We start from the raw sequence: 25865 nt of genomic DNA on the forward strand, positions 1-25865 counted from the left end.
ACGGTCCGCTTACTTGCGGATCAGGCTGCGCAGCACGTACTGCATGATGCCGCCGTTGCGGTAGTAGTCCGCCTCGCCGGGGGTGTCGATGCGGACCACCGCGTCGAACTCGACGCCGGTGTCGGTGGTGACCTTCACCGTGCGCGGGGTGGTGCCGTTGTTGAGCTCCTCGACGCCGGTGAAGTCGAAGGTCTCCTCACCGGTGAGGCCGAGGGACGCGGCCGACTGGCCCTCCGGGAACTGCAGCGGGAGCACGCCCATGCCGATGAGGTTCGAGCGGTGGATGCGCTCGTAGGACTCGGCGATGACGGCCTTGACGCCGAGGAGCGCGGTGCCCTTGGCGGCCCAGTCGCGGGACGAGCCGGAGCCGTACTCCTTGCCGGCCAGGACGACCAGCGGGATGCCGGCGGCCTGGTAGTTCTGCGAGGCGTCGTAGATGAACGACACCGGCGCGTCGGCCTGCGTGAAGTCGCGGGTGTAGCCGCCCTCGGTGCCAGGCGCGATCTGGTTGCGCAGGCGGATGTTGGCGAACGTACCGCGGATCATGACCTCGTGGTTGCCTCGGCGGGAGCCGTAGGAGTTGAAGTCACGACGCTCGACACCGTGCTCGGTGAGGTACTTGCCGGCCGGGGTGTCGGCCTTGATGGCGCCGGCCGGGGAGATGTGGTCGGTGGTGACCGAGTCGCCCAGCTTGGCGAGCACCCGGGCGCCGGAGATGTTCTCGACCGGGGCCGGCTCGTGGGCCATGCCCTCGAAGTACGGGGGCTTGCGGACGTAGGTCGACTCGGCGTCCCACTCGAAGGTGTTGCCGGTCGGGATCGGCAGCGCCTGCCACTGGGCGTCGCCCGCGAAGACGTCGCTGTAGGACTTGGCGAACATGTCCTCGCCGATGGCGTTGGCGACGACCTCGTTCACCTCGGCCTCGGAGGGCCAGATGTCCTTCAGGAAGACCGGGTTGCCGTCCTGGTCGGTGCCCAGGGCGTCCCGGGTGATGTCGACCTTCATGGAACCGGCGAGCGCGTAGGCCACGACCAGCGGCGGGGACGCCAGGTAGTTCATCTTGACGTCGGGGTTGATGCGGCCCTCGAAGTTCCGGTTGCCGGAGAGGACCGAGGTGACCGCGAGGTCGTGGTCGTTGACGGCCTTGGAGACCTCCTCCGGCAGCGGGCCGGAGTTACCGATGCAGGTGGTGCAGCCGTAGCCGACGAGGTTGAAGCCGACCTTGTCGAGGTAGGGGGTCAGGCCCGCCTTCTCGAAGTAGTCGGTGACGACCTTGGAACCGGGGGCGAGGGTGGTCTTGACCCAGGGCTTGCGGGTCAGGCCCTTCTCCACGGCCTTCTTGGCCACCAGCGCGGCGGCGACCATGACGTACGGGTTGGAGGTGTTGGTGCAGGAGGTGATGGCCGCGACCGTCACCGCGCCGTGGTCGATCTCGTACGACGTGCCGTCGGGGGCGGTCACGGTGACCGGGTTGGACGGGGCGCCGTTCGGGATCGTCGAGGGCGCGTCGGAGCCGGGGAAGGACTCCTTGCTGGCCTCGTACTCGTCGTTGACGTAGTTCCGGACGTCCGCCTTGAACTGCTCGGCGGCGTTCGCCAGGACGATGCGGTCCTGCGGGCGCTTCGGGCCGGCGATGGACGGCACGACCGTGGCGAGGTCGAGCTCCAGCTTCTCGGAGAAGTCGGGCTCGGCGGCCGGGTCGAGCCAGAGGCCCTGCTCCTTGGCGTACGCCTCGACCAGGGCGAGCTGCTGCTCGCTGCGGCCGGTGAGCCGCATGTAGTTGATCGTTTCGTCGTCGATCGGGAAGATCGCGGCGGTGGAGCCGAACTCCGGCGACATGTTGCCGATGGTGGCGCGGTTCGCCAGGGAGGTGGCGGCGACACCCTCGCCGTAGAACTCGACGAACTTGCCGACGACGCCGTGCTTGCGCAGCATCTCGGTGATGGTCAGCACGAGGTCGGTGGCGGTGGTGCCCGCCTGGAGCTCGCCGGTCAGCTTGAAGCCGACGACGCGCGGGATCAGCATGGAGACCGGCTGGCCGAGCATGGCGGCCTCGGCCTCGATGCCGCCGACGCCCCAGCCGAGCACGCCGAGGCCGTTGACCATGGTGGTGTGCGAGTCGGTGCCGACCAGGGTGTCCGGGTAGGCCTTGCCGTCGCGGACCATCACGACACGGGCCAGGTGCTCGATGTTCACCTGGTGGACGATGCCGGTGCCGGGCGGGACGACCTTGAACTCGTCGAAGGCGGTCTGGCCCCAGCGCAGGAACTGGTAGCGCTCCTTGTTGCGGCCGTATTCCAGGTCGACGTTCTGCTTGAAGGCGTCGTTCGTGCCGAACTTGTCGGCGATGACGGAGTGGTCGATGACCAGCTCGGCCGGCGCCAGCGGGTTGATCTTCGCCGGGTCGCCGCCCAGCTCCTTGACGGCCTCACGCATGGTGGCGAGGTCCACGACACAGGGAACGCCGGTGAAGTCCTGCATGATCACGCGGGCCGGCGTGAACTGGATCTCCTGGCTGGGCTGGGCCTGCGAGTCCCATCCACCTAGGGCACGGATGTGGTCGGCGGTGATGTTCGCGCCGTCCTCGGTGCGGAGCAGGTTCTCCAGCAGGACCTTGAGGCTGTAGGGAAGGCGGGCCGAGCCCTCCACCTTGTCCAGCCGGAAGATCTCGTACGACTCGTCGCCCACCTGCAGCGTGCTGCGGGCGTCGAAGCTGTTCGCCGACACGACAGTCTCCTTCATTGATGTGCGCGTACCACCACGATCCTGCCGCCACGGCATCTTGGCCGATCCGCTAAGGTAAGGCTAAGTTAGGTAACCCTTACCGCCGGATTCGATGGCGGGTGCGGCTGCGGTGCTCTCTCGGCAGATATCTCGATGTCGAGATAACTCTAATACACGAGCGCCGGATGGTCATGCCCCGGCACCCGCCCTGCGGTCATGCGCGCCCTTTTCCCGGGTATCCGAACCAGGTATCCGAACCGCGTATCCACGCACAACGCAGGAGGAGACAGGCATGCCGCTCACGTTCCGCAAGAGTTTCCGGATCCTTCCGGGGGTGCGCCTGAACATCAACAAGCGCTCCTGGTCCATCACCACCGGCGGCGGAAAGAACGGCCCCCGATACACCCGCAGCAGCACGGGACGTCGTACGACATCGATGGACCTTCCCGGGCCTTTCGGGTGGCGGCGCACCACGCGGGCGAGCCGACGCTGAGGACCCCGGGCGGGATTGACGTCCCGTCACCCGTTCGGACCCCCCGTTCGGGAGTCATCTCATATCTGAGATAACCTCGGCCTCATGGCAGACGACTACCTCGTACGCATCGGCAAGCTCATCCGTGACGCCCGGCAGCACCGGGGCTGGACACAGTCGCAGCTGGCCGAGGCGCTCGGCACCAGCCAGAGCGCCGTCAACCGGATCGAGCGCGGCAACCAGAACATCAGTCTTGAGATGATCGCGCGCATAGGGGAGGCCCTCGACAGCGAGATCGTGTCGCTCGGCTACGCCGGTCCGATGCATCTGCGGGTGGTCGGCGGGCGCCGGCTGTCCGGTGCCATCGACGTGAAGACGAGCAAGAACGCGTGCGTGGCGCTGCTGTGCGCCTCACTGCTCAACGAGGGGCGCACGGTGCTGCGCCGCGTCGCCCGCATCGAGGAGGTGTACCGCCTCCTGGAGGTGCTGGGCTCCATCGGCGTGCGCACCCGGTGGATCAACGACGGCGTCGACCTGGAGATCGTGCCGTCGGCCGAGCTGGACCTGGCGGCGATCGACGCGGACGCGGCCCGCCGCACCCGCTCCATCATCATGTTCCTCGGCCCGCTGCTGCACCGCATGGACCACTTCAAACTGCCGTACGCCGGCGGCTGCGACCTCGGTACGCGCACGATCGAGCCGCACATGATCGCGCTGCGCCGCTTCGGCCTGGACATCGCCGCCACCGAGGGCCAGTACCACGCCCAGGTCGACCGTGCGGTCAGCCCCGACCGCCCGATCGTCCTGACCGAGCGCGGCGACACGGTGACCGAGAACGCGCTGCTCGCCGCCGCCCGGCACGACGGCATCACCGTCATCCGCAACGCCTCGTCCAACTACATGGTCCAGGACCTCTGCTTCTTCCTGGAGGCCCTCGGCGTCAAGGTCGACGGCATCGGCACGACCACGCTCACCGTGCACGGCGTACCGACCATCGACGTCGACGTGGACTACTCCCCCTCCGAGGACCCGGTCGAGGCGATGAGCCTGGTCGCGGCGGCCGTGGTCACCGAATCGGAGCTGACGGTGCGCCGGGTGCCGATCGAGTTCCTGGAGATCGAGCTGGCGGTCCTGGAGGAGATGGGCCTCGACCACGACCGCACGCCCGAGTACTTCGCCGACAACGGCCGCACCCGGCTGGTGGACCTCACCGTCCGGCCCTCCAAACTGGAGGCGCCGATCGACAAGATCCACCCCATGCCGTTCCCCGGCCTGAACATCGACAACGTCCCCTTCTTCGCGGCCATCGCGGCGGTCGCCCAGGGCCAGACCCTCATCCACGACTGGGTCTACGACAACCGCGCGATCTACCTGACCGACCTGAACCGCCTCGGCGGCCGCCTCCAGCTCCTCGACCCCCACCGCGTCCTGGTGGAGGGCCCGACCCGCTGGCGCGCCGCCGAGATGATGTGCCCGCCGGCCCTGCGCCCCGCGGTGGTCGTCCTGCTGGCGATGATGGCCGCCGAGGGCACGTCGGTGCTGCGCAACGTGTACGTCATCAACCGCGGGTACGAGGACCTGGCGGAGCGGCTGAACTTGATCGGGGCGCAGATCGAGACGTTCCGGGATATCTGACCGGAAACGCGTCCTCAGGTGTGGGCTCGCCGGAACGGGAAAGCCCGCCCCTGTGGACGCGCTCCTGCTGACCTTCGGGCACAGCACCGCTGGGCGGGACCGGATCGGCGGGCTGCTGCGCGGTGCCGGGGTTTCGGCCGTCGTGGACGTGCGGACCGCTCCCGGCAGCCGGCGGGACCCCGACCTGCTGCGGGAGCGGCTCGCCGAGTGGCTGCCGGATGCCGGGATCGGCTACCGGTGGGAACCCGCGCTGGGCGGGTTCCGCCCGCTGCCCGCGGACAGTCCGGACGTGGTGTGGCGCAACGCGTCCTTCCGCGGCTACGCCGCCCACACCCGCTCCCCCGAGTTCGTCGGCGCGATGGACCGCCTGCTGCACGAGGCCGCGGGCGCCCGTACGGCCGTGATGTGCAGCGAGGCGGTCTGGTGGCGCTGCCACCGCCGGCTGATCGCCGACTTCGCGGTGCTGGCCCGTGGCGTACCGGCCCACCACCTCATGCACGACGGCCGCCTGAGCGCCCACAGCCCGACTCCGGGAGCCCGTCTGCGCGACGACGGGCTCCTGGTGTACGACGCCCCCGCCGAGCCGCCCCGGGGCTGAGCCGTCAGTACAGCTTGTTCACCGCCGTGACGGTCGTGGCCTTGAAGTCCGCCACCTGGGCGTGCTGGAAGTTGCCCATCTGGCCCCAGCGGACGACCGTCACGGTCGTGCCGTCGCGCCCGACCGAGAAGAGGCCGATGTCGGAGGAGCCCCAGGCGGAGGCGGTGTGGATGCCGTAGACGTCGGCGCCCTCCTCGACGTTCAGCCGGCCGTAGTACTTCTGCGTCGCCGTGATGTCCGGGTCCTGCTGCATCAGCTTCTTCGCACAGCCGGCGAGGTCCTTGCGCAGCAGTTTCGCGAAGTCCTTCGCCCGCTGTTCGCTGCGCTCCACGACCGTGATCTGCTGGGCGCTCGTGTCGTACTCCGTCCCGTAGTCCCGGTGCGTGGTGATGGACGGCAGCGCGTCGCCCACGCACATCGGCAGCGGGTCGGGCTGCCCGGCGGTGACCGGACCGGCGTACCAGGGCGAGGTCGGGTGCGGCGGCAGTTCGGCCGGCTCCAGGAACCGGGGCGTGGCGGAGGCCGGTGCGGTGGAGGCAACGGCCGGGACGGCGGCCGCGGCGACACCGGCGACGGCCGCCAGCGCGGCCACGGCGGTGCGGATGCCTCGGTTCTGGCGCATTCCTCGGGTACGGATCTTCATGGTCTCCCCCATTGGTTTCCCCCGGTTCCCCCGGTCGAGTGCTCGGGCTTGCGCCCTTGCCCCCTGTACGACCCGCCACCGGCCGCATGCGTTGCCCTGGGAACCTGCTACGGATCCGTCCCGGATGTCACCGGTCCGCTACCGCAGCCCGAGACCCTCCGGGCGGCGACGGCGGGGAGGAGGAGGGTGCGGGCGCGGTCCAGCAGGCCGGTCCAGGGGCCGGCGGTGCGTACGGCGCCGTCGTCCTGACGGACGCTCAGGCCGGGGTGGAACCCGGGCCGGGAGCCGGGGCGCCCACGTCCCTCCTCGGACGGGTCGGTGCCGGTCTCCGGCCGCGGTACCCCCGGGGCGTCAGGCGCATGCGTGGCGCACGGGGCGTGCCCGTGACGAGCCGCGGACCGCGGACGCCGCCACCTCGCGCCCGGCGCGCGCCGCGGCCCGGGCCGTGATCCGCTTCACACCGGCCGAGGTCCGGGCCCGGGCCTTACAGGGCGTAAAGCGACCGAAGAATGGATATGGGCTATACGGCGATACGCGGGGAGTGTCCGACGTGCCCGGATGCCGGGTGCGGCGGCCTCAGGAGGGGGAGCGCGCATGGACGGCCGGCCCTTGTACCTCGAACCGCGGCTGGAACCACGGCTGAGGTCGCTCGTGGCGGCGCACGGCACGCTGCACTCGCTCGTCGACGCGCTCGGCTCGCCCCTGCACGTCGTGGTGCCGGACCAGATCGCCGAGAACCTGGAGCGGTTCCGGTCGGTGTACCGCTCGCACCGTCTGTCGGGGCAGGTCTTCTACGCCCACAAGGCCAACCGGTCCAGTGCGCTGCTGCGGCGGCTCGCCGCGACGGACGCGGGTGTGGACGTCGCGTCGCTGGGCGAGTTGCAGCGCGCGCTGGGTGCCGGGTTCGACGCCGGCCGGATCACGGCCACGGGGCCGAAGAACCCCGAGTTCCTGTGGCTGGCGGCCCGTGCGGGTGTCACGGTCAGCGTCGATGCCGTCGCCGAACTGGACCAGCTCGCCGCCCTGGTGCGCAAGCACGCGCTCGCCCCGGTGCGGGTGCTGCTGCGGCTGTCGGGCTTCGAGGCGCCGGGCGTGAAGGTGCTGAGCCGGCGCAGCCGTTTCGGCACGCCCGTACGGGAGTTGGAGCTGCTGCTGGAGGCGGTCGAGCGGCATGCCGACGCGGTCGATCCGGCCGGGGTGGCCTTCCATCTGGACACGACGAGCGTCGCGGAGAAGGCGACCGCCCTCGAAGGGAGCCTGGCCGCATTGGAGTTGTGCCGGAGCCGGGGGCTGCGGCCGCGGGCCGTGGACGTGGGTGGCGGGTTCGGCGTCAGCTATCTCGCCGAGCGCGAGCAGTGGGAGGCGTACACGACCGCGCTGACCGCGGCCGTCCTCGGCCGGCGCCCGCCCTTGACGTGGGGCGGGCACGGCTACGGGCTGCGCGACGAGTCCGGCACCCTGCGCGGCACGCTCGGTCTGTACCCCGCCCACCGGTCCGTCGCCGGCGCCGCCTACCTGGACGAGCTGCTGGCCCAGCCCGCCGCCTCGCTGGGTGGGCGCCCGCTGGCCTCGCTGCTGCTGGAGCACCTGTACGACCTGCACACCGAGCCCGGCCGGGCGCTGCTGGACCAGTGCGGACTCTCTCTGGCGCGGGTCCTGGAGGTCCGCGGCGAGGAGGCCGATGGGCCACTGCTCGTACGGCTGGCCGCCAAGGCGGACGACATCGCCCTGGAGGACCACGGCGTGCTGATGGACCCGGTGGTCGTCCCCCGGGACGGAGCCGGGCAGGACGGCGGGCCGGTCGCCGTGCACCTCTTCGGCAGCCTCTGTCTGGAGAGCGACCTGATCACCCGGCGCACGGTGTTCCTGCCGCGCCGCCCGGAACCCGGTGACCTGCTGGCCTTCGCCAACACCGCCGGTTACGCCATGGACTTCCACGCCACGCGCGCCCAGCACCAGCCCGCCGCCGGCAAGGTCGCGGCCTGGCAGGACGGCGACGCCTGGCGCTGGTGCCTGGACGACCAGTTCTGGCCGATCACGCCCGCGAGGGGAGCTCAGTGAGGTACGACAGCATCACCGAGGCGATAGGCAACACCCCTCTGGTACGGATAGACCCGGCCGTGCACGGCCTTCGGAACATCGACCTGTATGCCAAGCTGGAGATGCTCAACCCGTTCGGCTCGGTCAAGGACCGGGCCGCCTGGAGCATGGCGGGGCCCCTGCTGGCCGAGGCGGTCGAACACGGCAGCCAGGTGGTCGAGTTGTCCAGCGGCAACACGGCCAAGGCCCTCGCGGTCATCGCGGGCATGCACGGCCTGGGCTTCAAGAGCGTCACCAACCGGATGCGGGTGCCGGAGATCAAGGACCTCCTGCTGCTGCTCGGCGCGGAGATCGAGGAGCTGCCGGGGCAGAGCGAGTGCCTGGACCCGACCGCCACGGACGATCCGCTGACCCTGTTCCACCGCACGCTCTCCGCCTCGGGCAGCGCCTATCTCCACACCGACCAGTACTTCAACCCGCGCAACACCGAGGCCCACCTCACCGGCACCGGACCGGAGATCGTCAAGGACCTGGACGGCCGGGTTCCGGACTGGTTCGTCGCCTGTGTCGGCACGGCCGGGTCCTCGACGGGCGTCGCCCGCGCGCTGCGGGAGGAGGACCCGTCCGTGCGGGTGGTCGGTCTTGTGGCGGCCAAGTCCGACTTCATCCCCGGGATCCGCACCATCGACGAGGTGCAGGAGGTGGGCCTGTTCGACCCGGAGACGTACGACACGATGGAGTCGGTCAGCGCCGACGAGGCGATCGAGGGGATGCTGACCCTGAACCGCCGCTGCGGCATCCTGGGCGGGCCCACCGGCGGGGCGGCCTACTTCGGCGCCGTCCGCCATCTGCGGGCGCTGGACGAGGAGTCGGAGGAGCGGCGGACCGCCGTGTTCATCGTCTGCGACCGGGTGGAGAGCTATCTGGGCTACGTCCGGCAGCGGCGGCCCGATCTGCTGGGCCGGCCGCCCCGGAAGAACTCGCCGGCCGACCTGTCCGAGGCCGAGGTCGGCGGGGCGCCGTCGGTCACCGTGGCCGAGGCCCGGCGCTGGATGGAGACCGGCCGGCCGCTGGTGGTCGACCTGCGCAGCCCGTACGCGTACGCGGCGCTGCACATCGACGGTTCGGTCAACATCGTCGACGAACTGTTCGCGGAACTCCTGCGGGGCGGCCTGCCGTTCAGCCGGAGCCGGCCGGTGCTGCTGGCCTGCCCGGTCGGCGAGCAGTCCGCGCGGTACGCGGCGCTGCTGACCCGGATGGGCCATCCCGACGTGCGCAGCCTGGCCGGCGGCATCATCGCCTGGCGGGACGCGGGCGCTCCCCTGGTGCGGGACTGACCGGCATGAGCGCACCGATCACCCGCGAGGATCTGCGCCCGTGGCAGCAGGCGCTGCGCGCCCAGTTCCCCATCGTCACCGGGCATCCGGAGCTGGCGTACCTGGACAGCGCGGCCACGGCACAGAAGCCGCAGGCCGTCCTGGACGCCGTGCAGACGTATCTGACCACCTCCAACGCCAACTCCGCGCGGGGCACCTACACCTGGGCCAACCGGACCACGGAGCTGGTCGAGCGGACCCGCGGGCGCGTCGCCCGGTTCCTCGGGGACGACCGGCCGGAGCGCTCCGCCGTCCACTTCACCGGCGGCACCACCGAGGGGCTGCGCACCATCGCCCGCGACTGGCTGCCGGGCTTCCTGCGCGACGGCGACGAGATCGTCGTACCGGACGCCGACCACCAGGCGAACATCGTGCCCTGGCTGGAGGCGCAGCGGTCGCTCGCGCGGGAGGGGGTGCACGTGCGGGTGGTGCCGATGCCGTACCAGAGCGGCTCGGGGGACTACGACCACCGGGCGCTGGCGGATCGGGCCGGGCCGCGCACCCGGTTCGTGGCCACCACCCATGTGCACCACGTCTACGGCGGCGACATGAACGTGCACCGCATCCGCGAGGCCGTCGGCCCGGACGCGGTCATCTGTCTGGACGCCGCGCAGAGTGTCGGGCATCTGCCGGTGTCCGTGGCCGAGCTGGACGTCGACTTCGTGGTGTTCTCCGGGCACAAGGCGCTGGCCCTGCCCGGTTCCGGGGCGGTGTGGGCCCGGCAGGCGCGCGGGCCCGCCTTCGTGCCCGGCGGGTGGAGCGGCACCCCGAACACGGTGGGCATCGCCTCGCTCGAAGCGGCCCTGGACTGGCTGGAGACGGCCGGTGTCGACCGGATCGAGCGCTGGACGGCCGACCTGGCGGCCCGGCTCACCGAAGGGCTGCGGCGGCTGGACGCCTACGAGATCCTCGGCTGCCCGCTCAGTCTCGCCGCCGACTCGACCGTGCAGCGCCGCCAGGGCATCGTGACGCTGCGGCACCACGCCATCGACTCGGGCGATCTGGGATTCATCCTGTTCAGCCACGGCTTCATGGTCCGCTCCGATCACCACTGCCAGGGCGACGCGGGCGAGAAGACCGGTTCGGTGCGGGTGAGTCTGCACGTGTACAACACGGTTGAGGAGGTCGATCGGCTGCTGTCCGTTCTCGCCTCTCTCCCGTGACACCACCAGCAAGGCATAATGGGAACCGTTTCCACCTGTAGGCTCGGGCCGTACGAGTCAGGTGCGAGACGGCGAGGTGGCGCGACCGGATGGGGCTGAGTCTGGCGACGGCGGAGCGATGGGTGGAGCGCTGGGAGCTCCAGCAGCAGCGGTACGCCGTCGACCGCGAGGAGCGGTTCACGGTGATCGCCGATGTCGTCGAGCACGTCACGGCGGGGCGCGCGGCCCCGCCCCTCGTCGTGGACCTGGGCTGCGGGCCCGGCTCCCTCGCGGCCCGGCTGATCCGGCGGCTGCCGGACGCCGAGATCGTGGCCGTGGACCGGGACCCCGTCCTGCTGGAGCTGGGCCGCACCCACCACCCGGACGCGGCCCGCTACGTCGACGCGGAGATCGGCGGGCCCGGCTGGGTGCGGGCCCTGGACCTGGACCGGCCCCTGGACGCGGCCGTCTCCACGACGGCCCTGCACTACCTGGACCGCGACACCCTGCTCGGCACCTACCGGCAGCTCGCCGGGCTGCTGCGGCCCGGCGGCGTCCTCGTCAACGGCGACCACCTGCCCCAGGGCGAGACGGGCCCGGCGGGGATCGCCGCGCATGTCGGTCGGTGCCGGGCCGACCGGCAGCGCGTGTTCGCCCACGAGGACTGGGGCTCCTGGTGGGCCGCGGTCGGCGACGACCCGGAGCTGACCGATCTCCTCGCCGAGCGCCGCCGCCGCGAAGCCCCCCTCGGCACCGGCCGCCCCGCGGAACTCCCCCTCCCCGCCCATCTGGAGCTCCTCCGGCAGGCCGGCTTCGCCCAGGCCGGCCCGGTGTGGCAGTACGGCGACAGCTGCGTGGTCGTGGCGGTGCGCTAAGCCGGCGATTCACCCGTGCGCCCCGCCTCGGATGGCGGGCGGCGGCGGGCGCTCCGACAATACATGCAGGAATCGCTATATGTTAATGTCGCCATGCCGGACTCGGGACGATGCGCCACGACCGGCCGCCAGCACACGCAAGGAGCTCCACCATGACCACCGCCCAGCACATCACCCACGAGGATCACGCGCACGCCCACGGCGACGACTGCGGGCACCTCGCCTTCACCCACGGCGACCACACCGACTACGCCCACGACGGCCACATCCACCGCACGCACGACGGGCACACCGACGAGTGCACCGACGGCGGCCACGCGGTGCACCAGAACCACGACCACGAGCACGGCGAGGACTGCGGCCACCTGGCCGTGCGGCACGACGACCACACGGACTACGTGCACGACGGCCACCGCCACGCCGCCCACGAGGGACACTGGGACGACCACTGACGGCGGTCCGTCCCGGACGGACGAAGAGCGAACTGGGAATCGTTGTCATATGCTAATGTATGCATATGACAACGACGCCCTCTCCCCCGACGGACGAGCCGGATCCGACCCTGCAGGCGGCCGGCGAGCTGCTGCGCGCCCTGGCCTCGCCCGTACGGCTGGGCATCGTGCGGGAACTGTCCGGCGGCGGGAAGTACGTCCATGAACTGGTGACCGCCCTGGGCGTGAGCCAGCCGCTGGTCTCCCAGCACCTGAGGGTGCTGCGCACCTCCCGGATCGTCACCGCCCGGCGTCAGGCCCGCGAGACGCGGTACACCCTCACCGACGACCATGTGGCGCACATCGTGCTGGACGCCATCCGGCACGTACAGGAGTAGCGCCTCAGATCAGGCTGTCCCATGCGACGGTGCGGTCGCACCAGCGCCGGAGCAGGGTGCGGTCGTGACCGACGGCCAGCAGGGCGGCGCCCGTCGCGGCCCGGTAGTCCTCGACGGCGGCGACCAGGGCGGCTGCCGTCGAGGCGTCGAGCATCGCGGTCATCTCGTCGCACACCAGCAGCCGCGGGCGCAGCACCAACGCCCGGGCGAGGCAGGCGCGTTGCAGCTGCCCGTCGCTGACCTCGTGCGGCCGCCGGGTCAGCAGGTCGGAAGTGAGGCCGACGACGGGGGCCAACTCGGCGATCCGGCCGGGTACTTCATCGCCGCGGCCGGTGGCGCGCAGGGGCTCGGCGATCAGGTCGGTGAGCGGCAGCCGCGGGTCAGCGGAGAGCCTGGCCTGCTGGAAGACGACCCCGAAGGCGGTGCGCTTCTCGCGTGGGGCGCGATGGCGCCAGCGCCGTACGGGCTCGCCGTCGAGGAGCAGGGTGCCGGAGTCGGGGCGGTGCAGCAGGGCCGCGACCCGCGCGAGGGTGGACTTGCCGCAGCCGCTCGGGCCGAGCAGGCCGACGGACTCGCCCGGCGCGACGGTCAGGGAGACGTCCCGGACCACCGGGGCGTTCCTGGCGTATCCGGCGGTGATGGAGCGCAGTTCAAGCACGGACGTCCTCCGGCACGTGCGGGTGGTGGCAGGCGACCGTGCCGGGGGGCGGCGGGGCGGCGCAGGCGTCGGTGGCCCGGTCGCAGCGGGCGGCGAAGGCGCAGCCGTCCGGGAGGTCGCCGAGTTCGGGCGGCATGCCGGGGATGGGGGTGAAGGCACGGTCGGGCAGGGCCTGGAGCAGGCCGCGGCTGTAGGGGTGGCGGGGCCCGGGGGAGCCGAAGAAGGCGGCGGCGTCGGCGAGTTCGACGATCCGCCCGGCGTACATGACCGCGACCCGGTCGGCGATGCGCTCGGCGGCCGCCAGATCATGGGTGATCATCAGCAGGGCGCGCCCGCGGCCGCCCTCACCCGGTTCGTCGACGTGCCGCCGCAGTTCGTCGGCCGTACGGTCCACCAGGTCGCGGTCGAGTCCGGTGGTGGGTTCGTCGGCGAGCAGCAGGGGCGCGTCGCCGACCAGGGCGAGGGCGGTTGCGGCGCGCTGGGCGAGGCCGCCGGACAGCTGGTGGGGGTGGCGGTCGAGGTGGTCCGCGGGAAACGCGGCCCGTTCGGCGGCGGCCTCGGCGGCGGCCCGCAGGGCGGCGCGACCCCGGGTCGCGGTCAACGCGGCGACCGTCTCCTCCAGTTGGGAGCGGACGGTGCGGACCGGGGTGAGGTGGGCGGCCGGGCTCTGCGGTACCAGGCCGATGAGCCGCCCCCGTACCGTGCGGGCGAGGGTCCGCTCGTCGGCGGTGAGCAGGTCCAGGCCGCCGAGGAGGGCCGAGCCGGCGGTCCGGGCGTTGCCGGGGAGCAGTCCGAGCAGGGCGGAGGCCAGCACGGACTTGCCGCAGCCGCTCTCCCCGATCAGGGCCAGGCACTCGCCGGGCGCCACGTCGAACCGTGCGTCGGTGACGGCGGCTACGCGGCGCCCGCCGGGCATGAGGAACCGCACGGACAGTCCGCGGACGGACAGCACCGGGGGCGTGACGTCCAGGCCGGCGCTCACAGCATCAGCTCCGATCGGTGGCGGGGGTTGATCCGCTCCCGCCAGGCCCCGGCGAGTCCGGCGATGGCGAGGGTGGGGACGATGAGGAAGAGGCCCGGGAAGAGGGTCGGCCACCACTGGCCGGCGAGGAGGGAGCCGCGGGCGCTCTGGATCAGGGTGCCGAGGCTCGCCGTGTGCGTGGGCAGCCCCAGTCCGAGGAAGGACAGTGCCGACTCGTGCCACATGGCGTGCGGCACCATCAGCACGGCGGCCAGCGCGGCCTGGGGAAGAACGGCGGGCAGCAGGTGCCGCACGGTCACCCGCCACCGGGACGCCCCGCCGGAGACGGCGGCGTCGATGTACGGCCTGGACCGCAGGGACAGCACCTCGGCACGGACGATCCGGGCCGTGGACAGCCAGTGGGTCAGCGCCACCGAGATCACCACCGGCCACACTCCCGGCCGGAACATGGTGACGATGAAGATGCCGAGCAGCAGGTGCGGCACGGACGAGAACGTGTCGACCACCCGCATCAGGGCCCGGTCGGCCCACCCGCCCAGCGCCCCGGCGGCCGCGCCCACCGCCGTGCCGACGACGGTCGCGGTCAGCGCCGCCGCCACCCCGACGAGCAGGGAGACGCGCAGGCCGTAGACGCAGCGCAGCAGCAGGTCGCGGCCGACGTCGTCGGTGCCGAACGGGTGGGCCCAGGACGGCGGTCGCAGCTTGGCGGCGAGGTCGACGGCCTGCTGGTCGAGCTGGACCAGCGGCGGCACGAGCAGCACGGCGAGGACGGTCGCGGCCACGAGCGCGGCGGAGGTGCGCACACGCAGGGCGCGGGTGGAGCGGCGCCTGGGCCCGTGGGAGCGCCACTCGGTCCGCTCCGGGGCGGCGGCGGGCGCCGGGGCGTCACATGTCACTGAGCTTCACCCTCGGGTCGAACAGTCCGTAGAGCAGGTCGGCGAGCAGGTTCCCGGCGAGCACCGCGGCGGTGGCCAGGGTCGTCAGGGCGGCGAGCAGCGGGAAGTCGACGGCGGTGGCCGCCTCGACGGTGGCCGCGGCGATGCCCGGCCAGCTGAAGACGCTCTCCACCAGCAGCGCTCCGGTGATGAGTTCGGGGACGCGGGAGCCGATGAGCGTGAGCACCGGGAGGAGCCCGGAGCGCAGGGCGTGGCCGAGCAGGACGGTGCCTTCGCTCAGGCCGCGGGCGCGGGCTCCGCGTACGGGGTCCTCCGCCAGCGCGTCGCCGACGCCCTGGCGTACGTACAGGGTGAACCACGGCAGCTGGGACACGGCGAGGACCCCGGCGGGCAGGAGGACATGGCTCGTGACCTGACCGGGCGTGACCTGCTCGCTGCCGGTGTCGGTCAGGCCGCCCGCCGGGAGGAGGTCCCACTGGAGGGCGAACAGCCAGATGGCGAGCAGCGCGATCCAGAAGACCGGTGCCGCCTCCAGGGTGTAGGCGAGGGAGGTGACGGTCCGGTCGACGAGCGAGCCGGGGCGGCGGGCGGCGAGCACGCCGAGGACCGTGCCCACCAGCACGGCGGCGGCGAAGGCGATGGCGCAGAGCAGCGCGGACCACACGAGCCGTTCGCCGATGACCTGGGCGACCGGCTGCCGCATGACGCTGGAGTGGCCGAGGTCGCCGGTGAGGGCGGAGGCCAGCCAGTGCCACCAGCGGGCGGCGAAGGGCTGGTCCACGCCGAGGTTCTCGCGCAGCCGGTCCAGGGTCTGCTGGTCGGCGCCGAGCGCGGCGGTGCCGGCGTACGCCTTGACGGGGTCGAACGGGGAGGCGGCGGCGATGGCGAACACACCGAAGGTGACGACGAGCAGGACGGGGACGGCGAACAGGGCCCGCCGTCCCGCCAGTCGTGCCATCGCTCCCCAGGGAAGGCGGGTCACTTCTTCGGCTGCCAGTCCTCGATGTTCCACCAGGGGCCGCTGGCGAAGCCGTGCTCGTGCGGCTCCAGCTGGGTGTTCAGGCCGTCCCAGCGGTCGGCCAGCACGTAGAGGTGGTCGATGTGGGTGAGGAAGGTGTAGCCGGGGTCCTGCACCAGGGCGCGCTGGAGCTTGTCGTAGGCGGACGTGCGCTCAGCCGGGTCCTGGCTGCGGCGGCCGTTGTCGAGGGCGCGGTCCACGGCCGGGTTGTCGTAGCGGGCCATGTTGTTGAAGCCGTCGCCGGCGAGGGAGGAGTGCAGCAGCGTGTAGAGGCCGAAGTCGGGGTCGCCGGTGCTGCCGAAGCCCGCGAGGACGGCGTCGTCCTTCATGCGCGGCTCGATGACCTCCCAGGTGGCGCTCTCCACCTTCACCTCGATGCCGGCCTTCTTGGCGTCCGAGGCGTAGGCGAGGGCGTGGTCCTGGCGGACCTTGTCGCCGGAGGGGTAGAGCAGGGTGAAGGCCGCGCGCTGTCCGTCCTTGGTGCGGACGCCGCCCTCGCCGGGCTTCCAGCCGGCCTCGTTGAGGATCTTGTCGGCCTTGCCGAGGTCCTGGGTGCGCTCGATGTCCTCGGTGAACGCCGGGTCGTCGACGGGCAGCGGCCCGTACGCCGGGCGGCCCGCGCCGTCGAGGATCTTGTCGACCATCGCCTGGCGGTCCACGGCGGCGTCGAGGGCCCGGCGGATCGCACGGTCGCCGGTGACCTTGTTCGCGGTGGGGAGGGTGACGGCCCGGAAGTCGTAGGACCGGGCCTCGTAGGTGCGCTTGGCGTCGTCGTTCTCGAACGTGGCGGCGAGGTTGGGCGGGAGGACCGCTCCGTCGAGGTCGCCGGAGCGCAGGCGGGTGGCGCGCACGTTGTCGTCGCCGATGACCGCCATGGTGAAGGCCTTCACCTTCGGCTCGCCGCCCCAGTAGCGGGGGTTGGCCTTGAAAGTGAGCTTCTCGCCCTTGCTCCACGTGGCGAGGACGTACGGCCCGGTGCCGACCGGTTTGGTGTTGAAGGAGCCGGTGTTGGGGTCCTGCTTCCCCGCCACGTGCTCGGGGACGATGGGCAGGACGGTGCGGGCGGCGAAGGCGGCGTAGGGGTACTTCAGTGTGAAGACGACCTTGTCGTCGCCGCTCGCCTTGACCTCCTTGACGGCGTCCAGTTCGCTCTTGAAGGTGTTGTTGGTCTTCGCGTCGAGGATCGTCCGGTACGTGTAGACGACGTCGGCGGACGTCAGCGGTTCGCCGTCGCTGAACTCGACTCCTTTGCGCAGGGTGAAGGTGTACGTGCGGCCGCCGTCGGTGACCTCGGGGAGTTCGGCCGCCAGGGCGGGCTTCAGCTTCAGGTCGGCGTCGCGGGCGAGGAGCCCGTCGAAGATCTTGGAGTTCCCGTCCTTGCCGTAGCCGAGCAGCGGGCTGAGGGTGTCCGGCTCGGAGGCCACCCCGAGCACGACGGACCCCGCGGACTTGCCGTCTCCCGAACCGCCGCTGCCGGGGGCCGAGCAGGCGGTGACCGCCGCGGCCAGCGCCGCCGTGACGGCGGTCCCTCGTATCCGACGGGTCGACATGTGACCTCACACCCTTGTTGCTCTCGTAAGGCTGTTGCAAAGACATCGCAATTAAACATGATTGCTTCCGCTCGTACCGGCCCTCCGGCCCGGCGCCCGTGACCCCCACCCACCGGCCGTCGTGGAACCGTCCGGGAAATGTCCGGGGCGTGTCACGCTTCCCGCCGGGCCGTTCCGATGAGTCCGGCACGGGAGGATGGTCTGTCTGTACGAGTCGTCCGAACCCTTCGGACGGCCCTGCCGACGTGGAGGTGCGCCATGTGTGCCCACCAGCCCCTGTGCCCCGCGACCGACTCCCCCGCCGCGCACGTCGTCGCGGCCCGCCCCGAGCAGGGCTGGAGCCTGCTGTGCGACGGGACGGTCGTCTTCGACGACACCGGCGAACTGCTGCCGGACGGGCGCGTGGTGCAGCCCCGCCGGGTGACGGCGGAGGGGCTGGCCGTCGCGGCCTGACCGGAGCGGCGCCCTACGGCAGGACCGCGAAGCCGTCCAGTTCCACCATCGCCTCCGCGTCCCACAGCCGGACGACCTCGACGACCGCCATGGCGGGGTAGTCGCGTCCGGCCAACTCGCGCCAGGTGCGGCCCAGTTCGGGAGCGTGCGTACGGTACGCCTCGACATCCGTGGCGTAGACCGTGACGCGCGCCAGGTCGGAGGGCGTGCCACCGGCAGCCGTGAGGGCGGCCAGCAGGTTGGTGAGGGCCCTCTCGAACTGCTCGGGCAGGGTGTGGCCGGCCACCTTGCCGTCGGTGTCCAGGGCGGTCTGCCCCGCGAGGAACACCACCCGCGAGCCGGACGCCACGACGGCGTGGGAGAAGCCGGCCGGCGGGGACAGCTCGGGCGGGTTGACGCGCTCGGTGCTCACCGGGCCTCCTGACGGGCGTACAACTCCTTGGCGATGATGCCGCGTTGCACCTCGCTGGCCCCTTCGTAGACACGGGGGGCGCGCACCTCGCGGTAGAGGTGTTCGAGCAGGTGGCCGCGTTGCAGGGCCCGGGCTCCGTGCAGCTGGACGGCTGTGTCGACGACGTACTGCGCGGTCTCGGTGGCGAGCAGTTTCGCCATGGCGGAGCGCCGGGGCACGTCCGGGGCGCCCGCGTCGTACGCCGATGCCGCCGCGTGGACCATCAGCCGGGCCGCCTCCGTGCGCAGGGCCATCTCGGCGACCTGGTGCGCGACGGTCTGCAGGTCCTTCAGCTTGCCCCCGAAGGCGTCCCGCCCGGCGGTGTGGGCGAGGGTCGCGTCGAGGGCGGCCTGGGCCATGCCGACCGCGAACGCGCCGACGCTGGGCCGGAACAGATTGAGCGTCCCCATGGCGACCCGGAAGCCGCGGTCCACCTCGCCGAGCACGTCGTCGGCCGTCACGGGCACGGCGTCGAAGCCGAGGGCGCCGATGGGGTGCGGCGAGAGCATGTCGAGTCCGCGGCCGGTCAGACCCTTGCGGTCGGCGGGCACGAGGAAGGCGGTGACGCCGCGGGCCCCGGCGCCCGGAGTGGTCCGGGCGAAGACCGTGTAGAAGTCCGCCTCCGGGGCGTTGGAGATCCAGCACTTCTCGCCGGTGAGACGCCAGCGGGCGGGGCCGTCGGGGGCGGCGGCGAGGGCCGGGGCGGCCGGCTCCGCCCGCAACTCCAGCGCCGCCGCGTCCGATCCCGCCCCCGCCTCGCTCAGCGCGAAGGCCGCGATCGCCGTGCCGTCGGCCACCCGGGGCAGCCAGCGGGCGCGTTGCTCCCGGGTGCCGTGCGCGTGGACCGGGTGGGCGCCGAGGCCCTGGAGGGCCAGGGCCGTCTCGGCCTCCGTGCAGGCGTAGGCCAGGGACTCGCGCATCAGGCACAGGTCGAGCGCCCCCGAGGTGAACAGGCGTCCGAGGAGCCCCAGGCTGCCCAGTTCGGCGACCAGGGCCCGGTTCACCTGCCCCGGTTCGCCCTTGTCGGCCAGCGGGCGGAGCCGTTCCGCGGCCAGGGTGCGCAGCTCGGCACACCAGGCGAGTTGTGCCGGTTCGAGCGAGAATGCGGTCATCGCCGGTCCCTTCTCCGCCACCCCGCCTTCCGGCCGGGCCACTCCGAGGCTATCGCGGACCGTTGACTGTCGTCACCAACACGATACGCTCCTGGGGCGAGCCCACCACGCCAAGGGGGCGAACCGTATGAATTCACGGCGCACGGCCCACGTCGACACCTTCGCCCGGGACCATCTGCCACCCCGGGACCAATGGCCCGAGCTCCGCTTCGATCTGCCGGAGCTGCACTACCCCGAACGGCTCAACTGCGCCGCCGAACTGCTGCACGGCCCGCCCGACGATCGCCCGGCGTTCCTCACGCCCACCGGCGAGCCGTGGACGTACGGCGATCTGCGCGCCCGCGTGGACCACGTCGCGCACCTGCTCACCGGTGAACTCGGTGTCGTCCCCGGCAACCGGGTGCTGCTGCGCGGCCCCACCACGCCCTGGCTCGCGGCCTGCTGGCTGGCGGTGCTGAAGGCGGGGGCCGTGGCGGTCACGGTGCTCGCCCAGCAGCGCCCGCACGAGCTGAGCACGATGTGCGAGATCGCGCGGGTGCGGCACGCGCTGTGCGACATCCGGGCCGTCGACGACCTCGCCAAGGCCGAGGTCCCCGGCCTGCGCATCACGGCCTACGGCGGTGACGCCCCGGACGACCTCCTCAACCGCCCGGCCCCCGCGACCCCGTACGAGGCCGTCGCCACGGCGGCCGACGACGTGGCGCTGATCGCGTTCACCTCCGGCACCACCGGCCGCCCCAAGGGCTGTATGCATCTGCACCGGGACGTCCTGGCGATCGCCGACACCTTCTCCCGGCACGTCCTGAAGCCCGACGCGGACGACGTGTTCACCGGCAGCCCTCCCCTGGGCTTCACCTTCGGTCTCGGCGGGCTGGTGGTCTTCCCGCTGCGGGCCGGCGCACGTGCGCTGCTGCTCGAACAGGCCGGGCCCCGGCAGCTGCTGCCCGCCATCGCCCGGCACCGGGTCTCCGTGCTGTTCACCGCGCCGACGGCGTACCGCGCGATGCTCGACCAACTCGACGGGCATGACATCTCCTCCCTGCGCCGCTGCGTCTCGGCCGGCGAGAACCTGCCCGCGGCCACCTGGCAGGCCTGGCACGAGCGCACCGGCCTGCGCGTCATCAACGGCATCGGCGCCACCGAGCTGCTGCACATCTTCATCTCCGCGGCAGACGACCGGATCCGGCCCGGAACCACGGGCGTCCCCGTGCCGGGGTGGCAGGCGCGCGTACAGGACGCGGACGGCCGGCCCGTGCCAGACGGCCAGCCGGGGCTGCTCGCCGTACGGGGACCGGTCGGCTGCCGCTACCTGGCCGACCCTCGGCAACGGGACTACGTGCGCGGCGGCTGGAACGTCACCGGCGACACCTACGTCCGCGACCCCGACGGCTACTTCCGCTATGTCGCCCGCGCCGACGACATGATCATCTCGGCCGGCTACAACATCGCCGGCCCCGAGGTGGAGGACGCGCTGCTGCGGCACCCGGACGTGGTGGAGGCGGCGGTCGTGGGGCGGCCCGACGAGGCCCGCGGGCAGGTCGTGCTGGCCTTCGCCGTCCTCAAGGAGGGCGCGGAGCGGGACGCCGAGGCGCTGCGCGCCTTCGTGAAGGGCGAGCTGGCCCCGTACAAGTGCCCGCGCGAGATCGTCTTCCTGGACGCGCTGCCGCGCACGGCGACCGGCAAGCTCCAGCGGTTCAGACTGCGGGCCCACGGGGTACCGGGAGGCGACCAGGAGTGATCCGTACGACCTAAGATGATCAACGTGTCCGACCAGCATGCACCACGGTCTCTCATCGTCACGCTCTACGGCGCGTACGGCCGCTTCGTGCCGGGCCCCGTGCCGGTAGCCGAACTGATCCGGCTGCTGGCCGCGGCCGGCGTGGACGCCCCGTCCGTCCGCTCCTCGGTGTCGCGGCTCAAGAGACGCGGACTGCTCGTACCGGCCCGCACCGCCCAGGGTGCGGCCGGCTACGAACTGTCCCCGGACGCCCGTCAGTTGCTCGACGACGGCGACCGCCGCATCTACGCCTCCGCCCCGCCCGAGGACGAGGGCTGGGTGCTCGCGGTGTTCTCCGTGCCGGAGTCGGAACGGCAGAAGCGGCACGTGCTGCGCTCCCGGCTGGCCGGGCTCGGCTTCGGCACGGCCGCCCCGGGCGTGTGGATCGCGCCCGCGCGGCTCTACGAGGAGACCCGGCACACGCTCCAGCGGCTGCGGCTCGACGCGTACGTCGACTTCTTCCGCGGCGACCACCTCGGCTTCGCCCCGACCGCCGAGGCCGTAGCCCGGTGGTGGGACCTCGCGGCCATCGCCAAGGAGCACGAGGCGTTCCTCGACCGCCACGCACGTGTGCTGCGCGACTGGGAGAAGCGGGAGGACACCCCGGCCGAGGAGGCGTACCGGGACTACCTCCTCGCCCTGGACTCCTGGCGCCACCTCCCCTACACCGACCCGGGCCTGCCGTCCGGCCTGCTTCCCGCCGACTGGCCGGGTGTCCGCTCGGCGGCGGTGTTCCGGGGGCTCCACGAACGGCTGCGGGACGCGGGGGCGGGGTTCGTGGGGCTCTGACCCTCGCAAGCTCCGCCCGGTTTGCCACGTTTGCTCCGCTGGGGAACGGTCAACGATGTCCGCGAGTGGACGGAGCACGTACCGGGAGGCGGACCGAGGGATGACCGTCACCACACCACCGAGGACGGCAGGCCCCCGCACGGACCGGCTCCCGTGAAGCGTCTCGGGCGCTCGGTGCACGGCGGCTGGCGGCGGGCCGGCGCCCACACGCTCATCCGGCAGGGCCGCGACGTGGAGTTGCTGCACCGGGCCACCGGGTTCGCCACGCTCGCGCTGGTGACGCTGGCACCGCTGCTGATCGTGGTCGCCGCCGCCGACCCGCTGGGGCGGGGCGGCTTCGCGCTGTGGCTGGCCGACGGCATGGGGCTGTCCGGGCGGTCCGCGCGGGTGCTCACGGACATCATCAGCCCTCCGCGCAAGGTCATCGGCACCACGAGCGTGCTCGGCGGGGTCGCGCTCGCCATCTTCGGCGTCGCGTTCGGCGGAAGCGTGCAGAACGGCTACGAACGGATCTGGAGCCTGCCCTCGGGCCCGTGGCATCGCGTCTGGCGCCAGGCCGCGTGGATGATCGCGATGACCGCGTACCTGTACCAGGAGGTGCAGACGCGCAGCCTCGTCTCGGGGCCGGAGCGGATCGCGCTGAGCTCGGCGTCCGGTGTGCTGTTCTTCTGGTGGGGCCAGCGCTTCCTGCTGGGCGGACAGGTCCGCTGGAGCGATCTGCTCCCCGGGGCGGTGGCCACCATGGCGGGGCTCGTCGGCCTGCGCCTGTTCTCCTACTTCGTCTTCACCCCCCTCATCGTCACCAACGCCATCAACTACGGAGCGGTCGGCGTCGTCCTCGTCGTGGAGTCCTGGCTCATCGGCGTGGGCTACGTCGTCTACGGCGGGGCACTCCTCGGCCGCTGGGTGCTGGATCGCCACGGGCGCCGGAACCAGGCCGGTCAGACCCGGCCCCCGCCGGCCCTCCCGTAGGAACGCACCTGCCACCCCCAGCGATCCTCATCCCGGCTCATGCGAACATACAGGGGGCTTTTCCCTGGCATCTGCGGCATTATCATCGGCGCATACCACCCGAGGGAGCAGACCCGTGATGACCCGTACCGTGCGCCGGACCCGCCGCCCGCTCCAGGTGGCCGCGGGGGGAGCCGCAGCCCTGCTGGCCCTGAGTGCCTGCTCGTCGTCCGGCGCGGACTCCTCGGCGAAGCCGGACTCCTCCGGGCCGGGCAAGCTCTCCGGTGAGGTGACCGTCTTCGCCGCGGCCTCGCTGAAGGAGAGCTTCACGACGCTGGGCGAGCGGTTCGAGAAGGAGCACCCCGGCACGAAGGTCACCTTCAGCTTCGGCGGCAGCGACTCCCTCGCCGCGAGCATCACCGGCGGAGCCCCGGCGGATGTCTTCGCCTCGGCCAGCCCCAAGACGATGAAGATCGTCACGGACGCCGGGGACGCCTCGGGCACACCCGCGGCGTTCGTCCGCAACAAGCTGGAGATCGCGACCCTGCCGGGCAACCCGCACAAGGTCTCCTCCCTCAAGGACCTGGCCGCACCGGACCTGAAGGTGGTGCTCTGCGACAAGGAGGTGCCGTGCGGCGCCGCCGCACAGAAGGCCCTCGACGCGAGCAGGCTGAAGCTCACCCCCGTCTCCTACGAGCAGGACGTCAAGGCAGCGCTCACCAAGGTCGAGCTGAAGGAGGCCGACGCAGCCGTCGTCTACACGACGGACGTGCGCGCGGCGGGTGACAAGGTGGAGGGCGTGGAGTTCCCCGAATCCGCCGACGCCGTCAACGACTACCCGATCGCCCTGCTCAAGGACGCGCCCAACGCCGAGGCCGCCAGGGCGTTCATCGCGCTGGTGCGGTCCGCCGAGGGCCAGAAGGTCCTGAGCGGGGCCGGGTTCCTCAAGCCGTGACGTCCCCGGCCGGCAAGCCGCCCGCCGCGGCCGGCGTCCTGCGGGGCGGTCCGCGGCGCCGTCGCGTCCGGACGGGCGTCCCGCTGCCGCTGCTGCTTCCCGCGCTGACCGGCGTGGCCTTCCTGATCGTCCCGCTGGTCGCCCTGCTCGTGCGGACCCCGTGGCACAGCCTGCCCGCGCAGCTGACCAGTCCGGACGTGTGGCAGGCTCTCAAGCTCTCGCTGATCTGCGCGACCCTCGCCACCGGCGTGAGCCTGGTCATCGGCGTGCCGCTGGCCTGGCTGCTGGCCCGCGTCGACTTCCCCGGCCGCGGCCTCGTCCGCGCCCTCGTCACCCTGCCCCTCGTCCTGCCGCCGGTCGTGGGCGGTGTGGCGCTGCTGATGGCGCTGGGCCGCAACGGCATCGTCGGGCGGTGGCTCGACTCGTGGTTCGGGATCACGCTGCCCTTCACCACCGCCGGGGTCGTGATCGCGGAGGCGTTCGTGGCGATGCCGTTCCTCGTCATCAGCGTCGAGGGCACCCTGCGGGCCGCCGACCCCCGCTACGAGGAGGCGGCCGCCACCCTGGGAGCGTCCCGCTTCACCGCGTTCCGGCGGGTCACGCTGCCGCTGATCGCTCCGGGCATCGCGGCAGGCGCGGTCCTCGCCTGGGCGCGGGCGCTCGGCGAGTTCGGCGCGACGATCACCTTCGCCGGCAACTTCCCCGGCCGTACCCAGACCATGCCCTTGGCCGTCTACCTGGCCCTGCAGAGCGACCCGGAGGCCGCGATCGCCCTCAGCCTGGTGCTGCTGGCGGTGTCGATCGCGGTGCTGGCGGGGTTGCGTGACCGCTGGATGCGTGCCGGATGACCGAGACCCACCTCGCCACCGCCCCCTCGGTGGACGGGCTCGACGCCCGTCTCGTCGTGGACCGCGGCGGCTTCCGGCTCGACGTGACGCTGTCCGTCGCGCCCGGCGAGGTCGTCGCGCTGCTCGGGCCGAACGGGGCCGGCAAGACCACCGCGCTGCGCGCCCTCGCCGGCCTGACTCCGCTCTCCGGCGGTCATCTGCGGCTGGACGGCACCGAGCTGGGCCGGACGCCGCCGGAGGCCCGTCCCGTCGGTGTCGTCTTCCAGGACTATCTGCTCTTCCCTCACCTCACGGCCCTGGACAACGTCGCCTTCGGCCCTCGCTGCCAGGGCGCGAGCAAGGCGGAGGCCCGTGCGCAGGCCGCCGAGTGGCTCGACCGCCTCGGCCTCGCCGCGCACACCGGCGCCAAGCCGCGCCGGCTCTCCGGCGGCCAGGCGCAGCGCGTCGCGCTCGCCCGCGCCCTGGCGACCCGGCCCCGGCTCCTGCTGCTCGACGAGCCGCTGGCGGCCCTGGACGCCCGTACCCGCCTGGAGGTGCGCGCCGGGCTCCGGCGGCATCTGGCCGAGTTCGAGGCGGTGGCCGTGCTCGTCACCCACGATCCGCTCGACGCGATGGTGCTGGCCGACCGGCTGGTGGTCGTGGAGCACGGCCGGGTCGTCCAGGAGGGCACCCCGGCCGCCATCGCCCGCCACCCCCGCACGGACTACATCGCGCGGCTGGTCGGCCTGAACCTCTACCGGGGCGAGGCGGACGGCCACACCGTCCGTCTGGCCGACGGGCCGCCCCTCACCACCACCGAGGTGCTGTCCGGCCCGGTCTTCGTGGCGTTCCCGCCCAGCGCGGTCACCCTCCACCGCGACCGGCCCTCCGGCTCCAGCGCCCGCAACCTGTGGCGCTGCGAGGTGGCCGGTCTGGAGACCCACGGCGACCAGATCCGGGCCGACCTCACCGGAGAACTCCCCCTCGCGGCCGACCTCACGACGGTCGCCGCGGCGGAGCTGGGCCTCCATCCGGGCGCGGAGGTCTGGGCGACGGTGAAGGCGGCGCAGACCCACGCCTACCCGGTCTGAGGCGGTCGGCGTCCCCACGGG

At 72.4% G+C, this 25865-nt stretch carries 25 protein-coding genes; 16 read left to right on the forward strand and 9 right to left on the reverse strand.

The window, feature by feature from the left end; genetic code table 11:
* Positions 1 to 9: 9 nt before the first annotated feature.
* Positions 10 to 2727, reverse strand: a complete 2718-nt coding sequence (gene acnA, locus HNR57_RS36370) for an aconitate hydratase AcnA (protein ID WP_313675779.1) — start codon at positions 2725 to 2727, stop codon at positions 10 to 12.
* A gap of 289 nt (positions 2728 to 3016) precedes the next feature.
* Between acnA and HNR57_RS36375 the strand changes: the two genes are divergently transcribed.
* The 3 genes from HNR57_RS36375 (at position 3017) to HNR57_RS36385 (ending at position 5429) form a co-directional block, all read left to right on the forward strand.
* On the forward strand, positions 3017 to 3217 hold the full coding sequence (locus HNR57_RS36375) for a DUF4236 domain-containing protein (protein ID WP_184567184.1): 201 nt from the start codon (positions 3017 to 3019) through the stop codon (positions 3215 to 3217).
* Between the two features lie 84 nt (positions 3218 to 3301).
* Positions 3302 to 4831 (forward strand): type II toxin-antitoxin system RelB family anti-toxin, encoded by a 1530-nt coding sequence (relB, locus tag HNR57_RS36380; protein ID WP_184567186.1) that lies wholly within the window; start codon positions 3302 to 3304, stop codon positions 4829 to 4831.
* A gap of 52 nt (positions 4832 to 4883) precedes the next feature.
* The gene (locus HNR57_RS36385; protein WP_184567188.1) at positions 4884 to 5429 is read left to right on the forward strand and encodes a DUF488 domain-containing protein; all 546 of its coding nucleotides are present in this window, start codon (positions 4884 to 4886) and stop codon (positions 5427 to 5429) included.
* A gap of 4 nt (positions 5430 to 5433) precedes the next feature.
* On the opposite strand, the gene HNR57_RS36390 is transcribed toward HNR57_RS36385, so the two are convergent.
* Positions 5434 to 6084, reverse strand: coding sequence for a hypothetical protein (locus tag HNR57_RS36390; protein ID WP_184567190.1), 651 nt, complete (start codon positions 6082 to 6084; stop codon positions 5434 to 5436).
* Between the two features lie 582 nt (positions 6085 to 6666).
* On the opposite strand from HNR57_RS36390, the gene HNR57_RS36395 reads away from it, so the two are divergent.
* The 6 genes from HNR57_RS36395 (at position 6667) to HNR57_RS36420 (ending at position 12334) form a co-directional block, all read left to right on the forward strand.
* On the forward strand, positions 6667 to 8133 hold the full coding sequence (locus HNR57_RS36395) for an alanine racemase (RefSeq protein WP_184567192.1): 1467 nt from the start codon (positions 6667 to 6669) through the stop codon (positions 8131 to 8133).
* On the forward strand, positions 8130 to 9449 hold the full coding sequence (locus tag HNR57_RS36400; RefSeq protein WP_184567194.1) for a pyridoxal-phosphate dependent enzyme: 1320 nt from the start codon (positions 8130 to 8132) through the stop codon (positions 9447 to 9449). The genes HNR57_RS36395 and HNR57_RS36400 overlap by 4 nt, the downstream gene beginning before the upstream one ends.
* 5 nt (positions 9450 to 9454) lie before the next feature.
* A complete protein-coding gene (locus tag HNR57_RS36405) occupies positions 9455 to 10651 on the forward strand; it encodes an aminotransferase class V-fold PLP-dependent enzyme (protein ID WP_184567196.1) in 1197 nt (398 codons plus the stop codon).
* 89 nt (positions 10652 to 10740) lie between these two features.
* Positions 10741 to 11505 (forward strand): class I SAM-dependent methyltransferase, encoded by a 765-nt coding sequence (locus tag HNR57_RS36410; RefSeq protein WP_184567197.1) that lies wholly within the window; start codon positions 10741 to 10743, stop codon positions 11503 to 11505.
* A gap of 152 nt (positions 11506 to 11657) precedes the next feature.
* Positions 11658 to 11957, forward strand: coding sequence for a hypothetical protein (locus HNR57_RS36415; protein ID WP_184567198.1), 300 nt, complete (start codon positions 11658 to 11660; stop codon positions 11955 to 11957).
* Positions 11958 to 12022: 65 nt separating this feature from the next.
* Positions 12023 to 12334, forward strand: coding sequence for an ArsR/SmtB family transcription factor (locus HNR57_RS36420; protein WP_107453418.1), 312 nt, complete (start codon positions 12023 to 12025; stop codon positions 12332 to 12334).
* Between the two features lie 4 nt (positions 12335 to 12338).
* Here HNR57_RS36420 and HNR57_RS36425 read toward each other — a convergent pair whose 3' ends face one another.
* From HNR57_RS36425 to HNR57_RS36445, 5 genes are all read right to left on the reverse strand, one after another.
* Positions 12339 to 12992, reverse strand: coding sequence for an ABC transporter ATP-binding protein (locus HNR57_RS36425; protein WP_184567199.1), 654 nt, complete (start codon positions 12990 to 12992; stop codon positions 12339 to 12341).
* Entirely contained in the window at positions 12985 to 13908 is a 924-nt protein-coding gene (locus tag HNR57_RS36430; RefSeq protein ID WP_184567324.1) for an ABC transporter ATP-binding protein, read from the reverse strand. The genes HNR57_RS36425 and HNR57_RS36430 overlap by 8 nt, the downstream gene beginning before the upstream one ends.
* A gap of 62 nt (positions 13909 to 13970) precedes the next feature.
* On the reverse strand, positions 13971 to 14870 hold the full coding sequence (locus HNR57_RS36435; RefSeq protein ID WP_184567200.1) for an ABC transporter permease: 900 nt from the start codon (positions 14868 to 14870) through the stop codon (positions 13971 to 13973).
* The gene (locus HNR57_RS36440) at positions 14860 to 15828 is read right to left on the reverse strand and encodes an ABC transporter permease (RefSeq protein WP_184567201.1); all 969 of its coding nucleotides are present in this window, start codon (positions 15826 to 15828) and stop codon (positions 14860 to 14862) included. The genes HNR57_RS36435 and HNR57_RS36440 overlap by 11 nt, the downstream gene beginning before the upstream one ends.
* A gap of 20 nt (positions 15829 to 15848) precedes the next feature.
* Positions 15849 to 17438 carry an ABC transporter substrate-binding protein gene (locus HNR57_RS36445; protein WP_184567203.1) on the reverse strand — a complete coding sequence of 530 codons (1590 nt, stop codon included), beginning with the start codon at positions 17436 to 17438 and terminating at the stop codon, positions 15849 to 15851.
* A 258-nt stretch (positions 17439 to 17696) separates the two neighbouring features.
* Between HNR57_RS36445 and HNR57_RS36450 the strand changes: the two genes are divergently transcribed.
* The gene (locus tag HNR57_RS36450) at positions 17697 to 17891 is read left to right on the forward strand and encodes a DUF5999 family protein (RefSeq protein ID WP_184567205.1); all 195 of its coding nucleotides are present in this window, start codon (positions 17697 to 17699) and stop codon (positions 17889 to 17891) included.
* Positions 17892 to 17904: 13 nt separating this feature from the next.
* On the opposite strand, the gene HNR57_RS36455 is transcribed toward HNR57_RS36450, so the two are convergent.
* Complete coding sequence (locus HNR57_RS36455; RefSeq protein WP_184567207.1) at positions 17905 to 18303, reverse strand: RidA family protein; 399 nt, start codon at positions 18301 to 18303, stop codon at positions 17905 to 17907.
* Positions 18300 to 19454: an acyl-CoA dehydrogenase family protein gene (locus HNR57_RS36460; protein ID WP_184567209.1), complete on the reverse strand. Its 1155-nt coding sequence runs from the start codon at positions 19452 to 19454 to the stop codon at positions 18300 to 18302. The genes HNR57_RS36455 and HNR57_RS36460 overlap by 4 nt, the downstream gene beginning before the upstream one ends.
* A gap of 127 nt (positions 19455 to 19581) precedes the next feature.
* Here HNR57_RS36460 and HNR57_RS36465 point away from each other — a divergent pair, with 127 nt between their 5' ends.
* From HNR57_RS36465 to HNR57_RS36490, 6 genes are all read left to right on the forward strand, one after another.
* Entirely contained in the window at positions 19582 to 21192 is a 1611-nt protein-coding gene (locus HNR57_RS36465) for an AMP-binding protein (RefSeq protein WP_184567211.1), read from the forward strand.
* Positions 21193 to 21207: 15 nt separating this feature from the next.
* Positions 21208 to 22020, forward strand: a complete 813-nt coding sequence (locus tag HNR57_RS36470) for a PaaX family transcriptional regulator (protein ID WP_184567215.1) — start codon at positions 21208 to 21210, stop codon at positions 22018 to 22020.
* A gap of 153 nt (positions 22021 to 22173) precedes the next feature.
* Entirely contained in the window at positions 22174 to 22992 is an 819-nt protein-coding gene (locus tag HNR57_RS36475; protein WP_313675787.1) for a YhjD/YihY/BrkB family envelope integrity protein, read from the forward strand.
* A 118-nt stretch (positions 22993 to 23110) separates the two neighbouring features.
* Positions 23111 to 23926: a molybdate ABC transporter substrate-binding protein gene (modA, locus tag HNR57_RS36480; protein WP_184567217.1), complete on the forward strand. Its 816-nt coding sequence runs from the start codon at positions 23111 to 23113 to the stop codon at positions 23924 to 23926.
* Complete coding sequence (gene modB, locus HNR57_RS36485) at positions 23923 to 24774, forward strand: molybdate ABC transporter permease subunit (RefSeq protein ID WP_184567225.1); 852 nt, start codon at positions 23923 to 23925, stop codon at positions 24772 to 24774. The genes modA and modB overlap by 4 nt, the downstream gene beginning before the upstream one ends.
* A complete protein-coding gene (locus HNR57_RS36490; RefSeq protein ID WP_184567227.1) occupies positions 24771 to 25844 on the forward strand; it encodes an ABC transporter ATP-binding protein in 1074 nt (357 codons plus the stop codon). The genes modB and HNR57_RS36490 overlap by 4 nt, the downstream gene beginning before the upstream one ends.
* Positions 25845 to 25865 lie beyond the last annotated feature (21 nt).

This window comes from Streptomyces paradoxus, assembly GCF_014202475.1.
GTDB classification, from domain to species: Bacteria; Actinomycetota; Actinomycetes; order Streptomycetales; family Streptomycetaceae; genus Streptomyces; species Streptomyces paradoxus.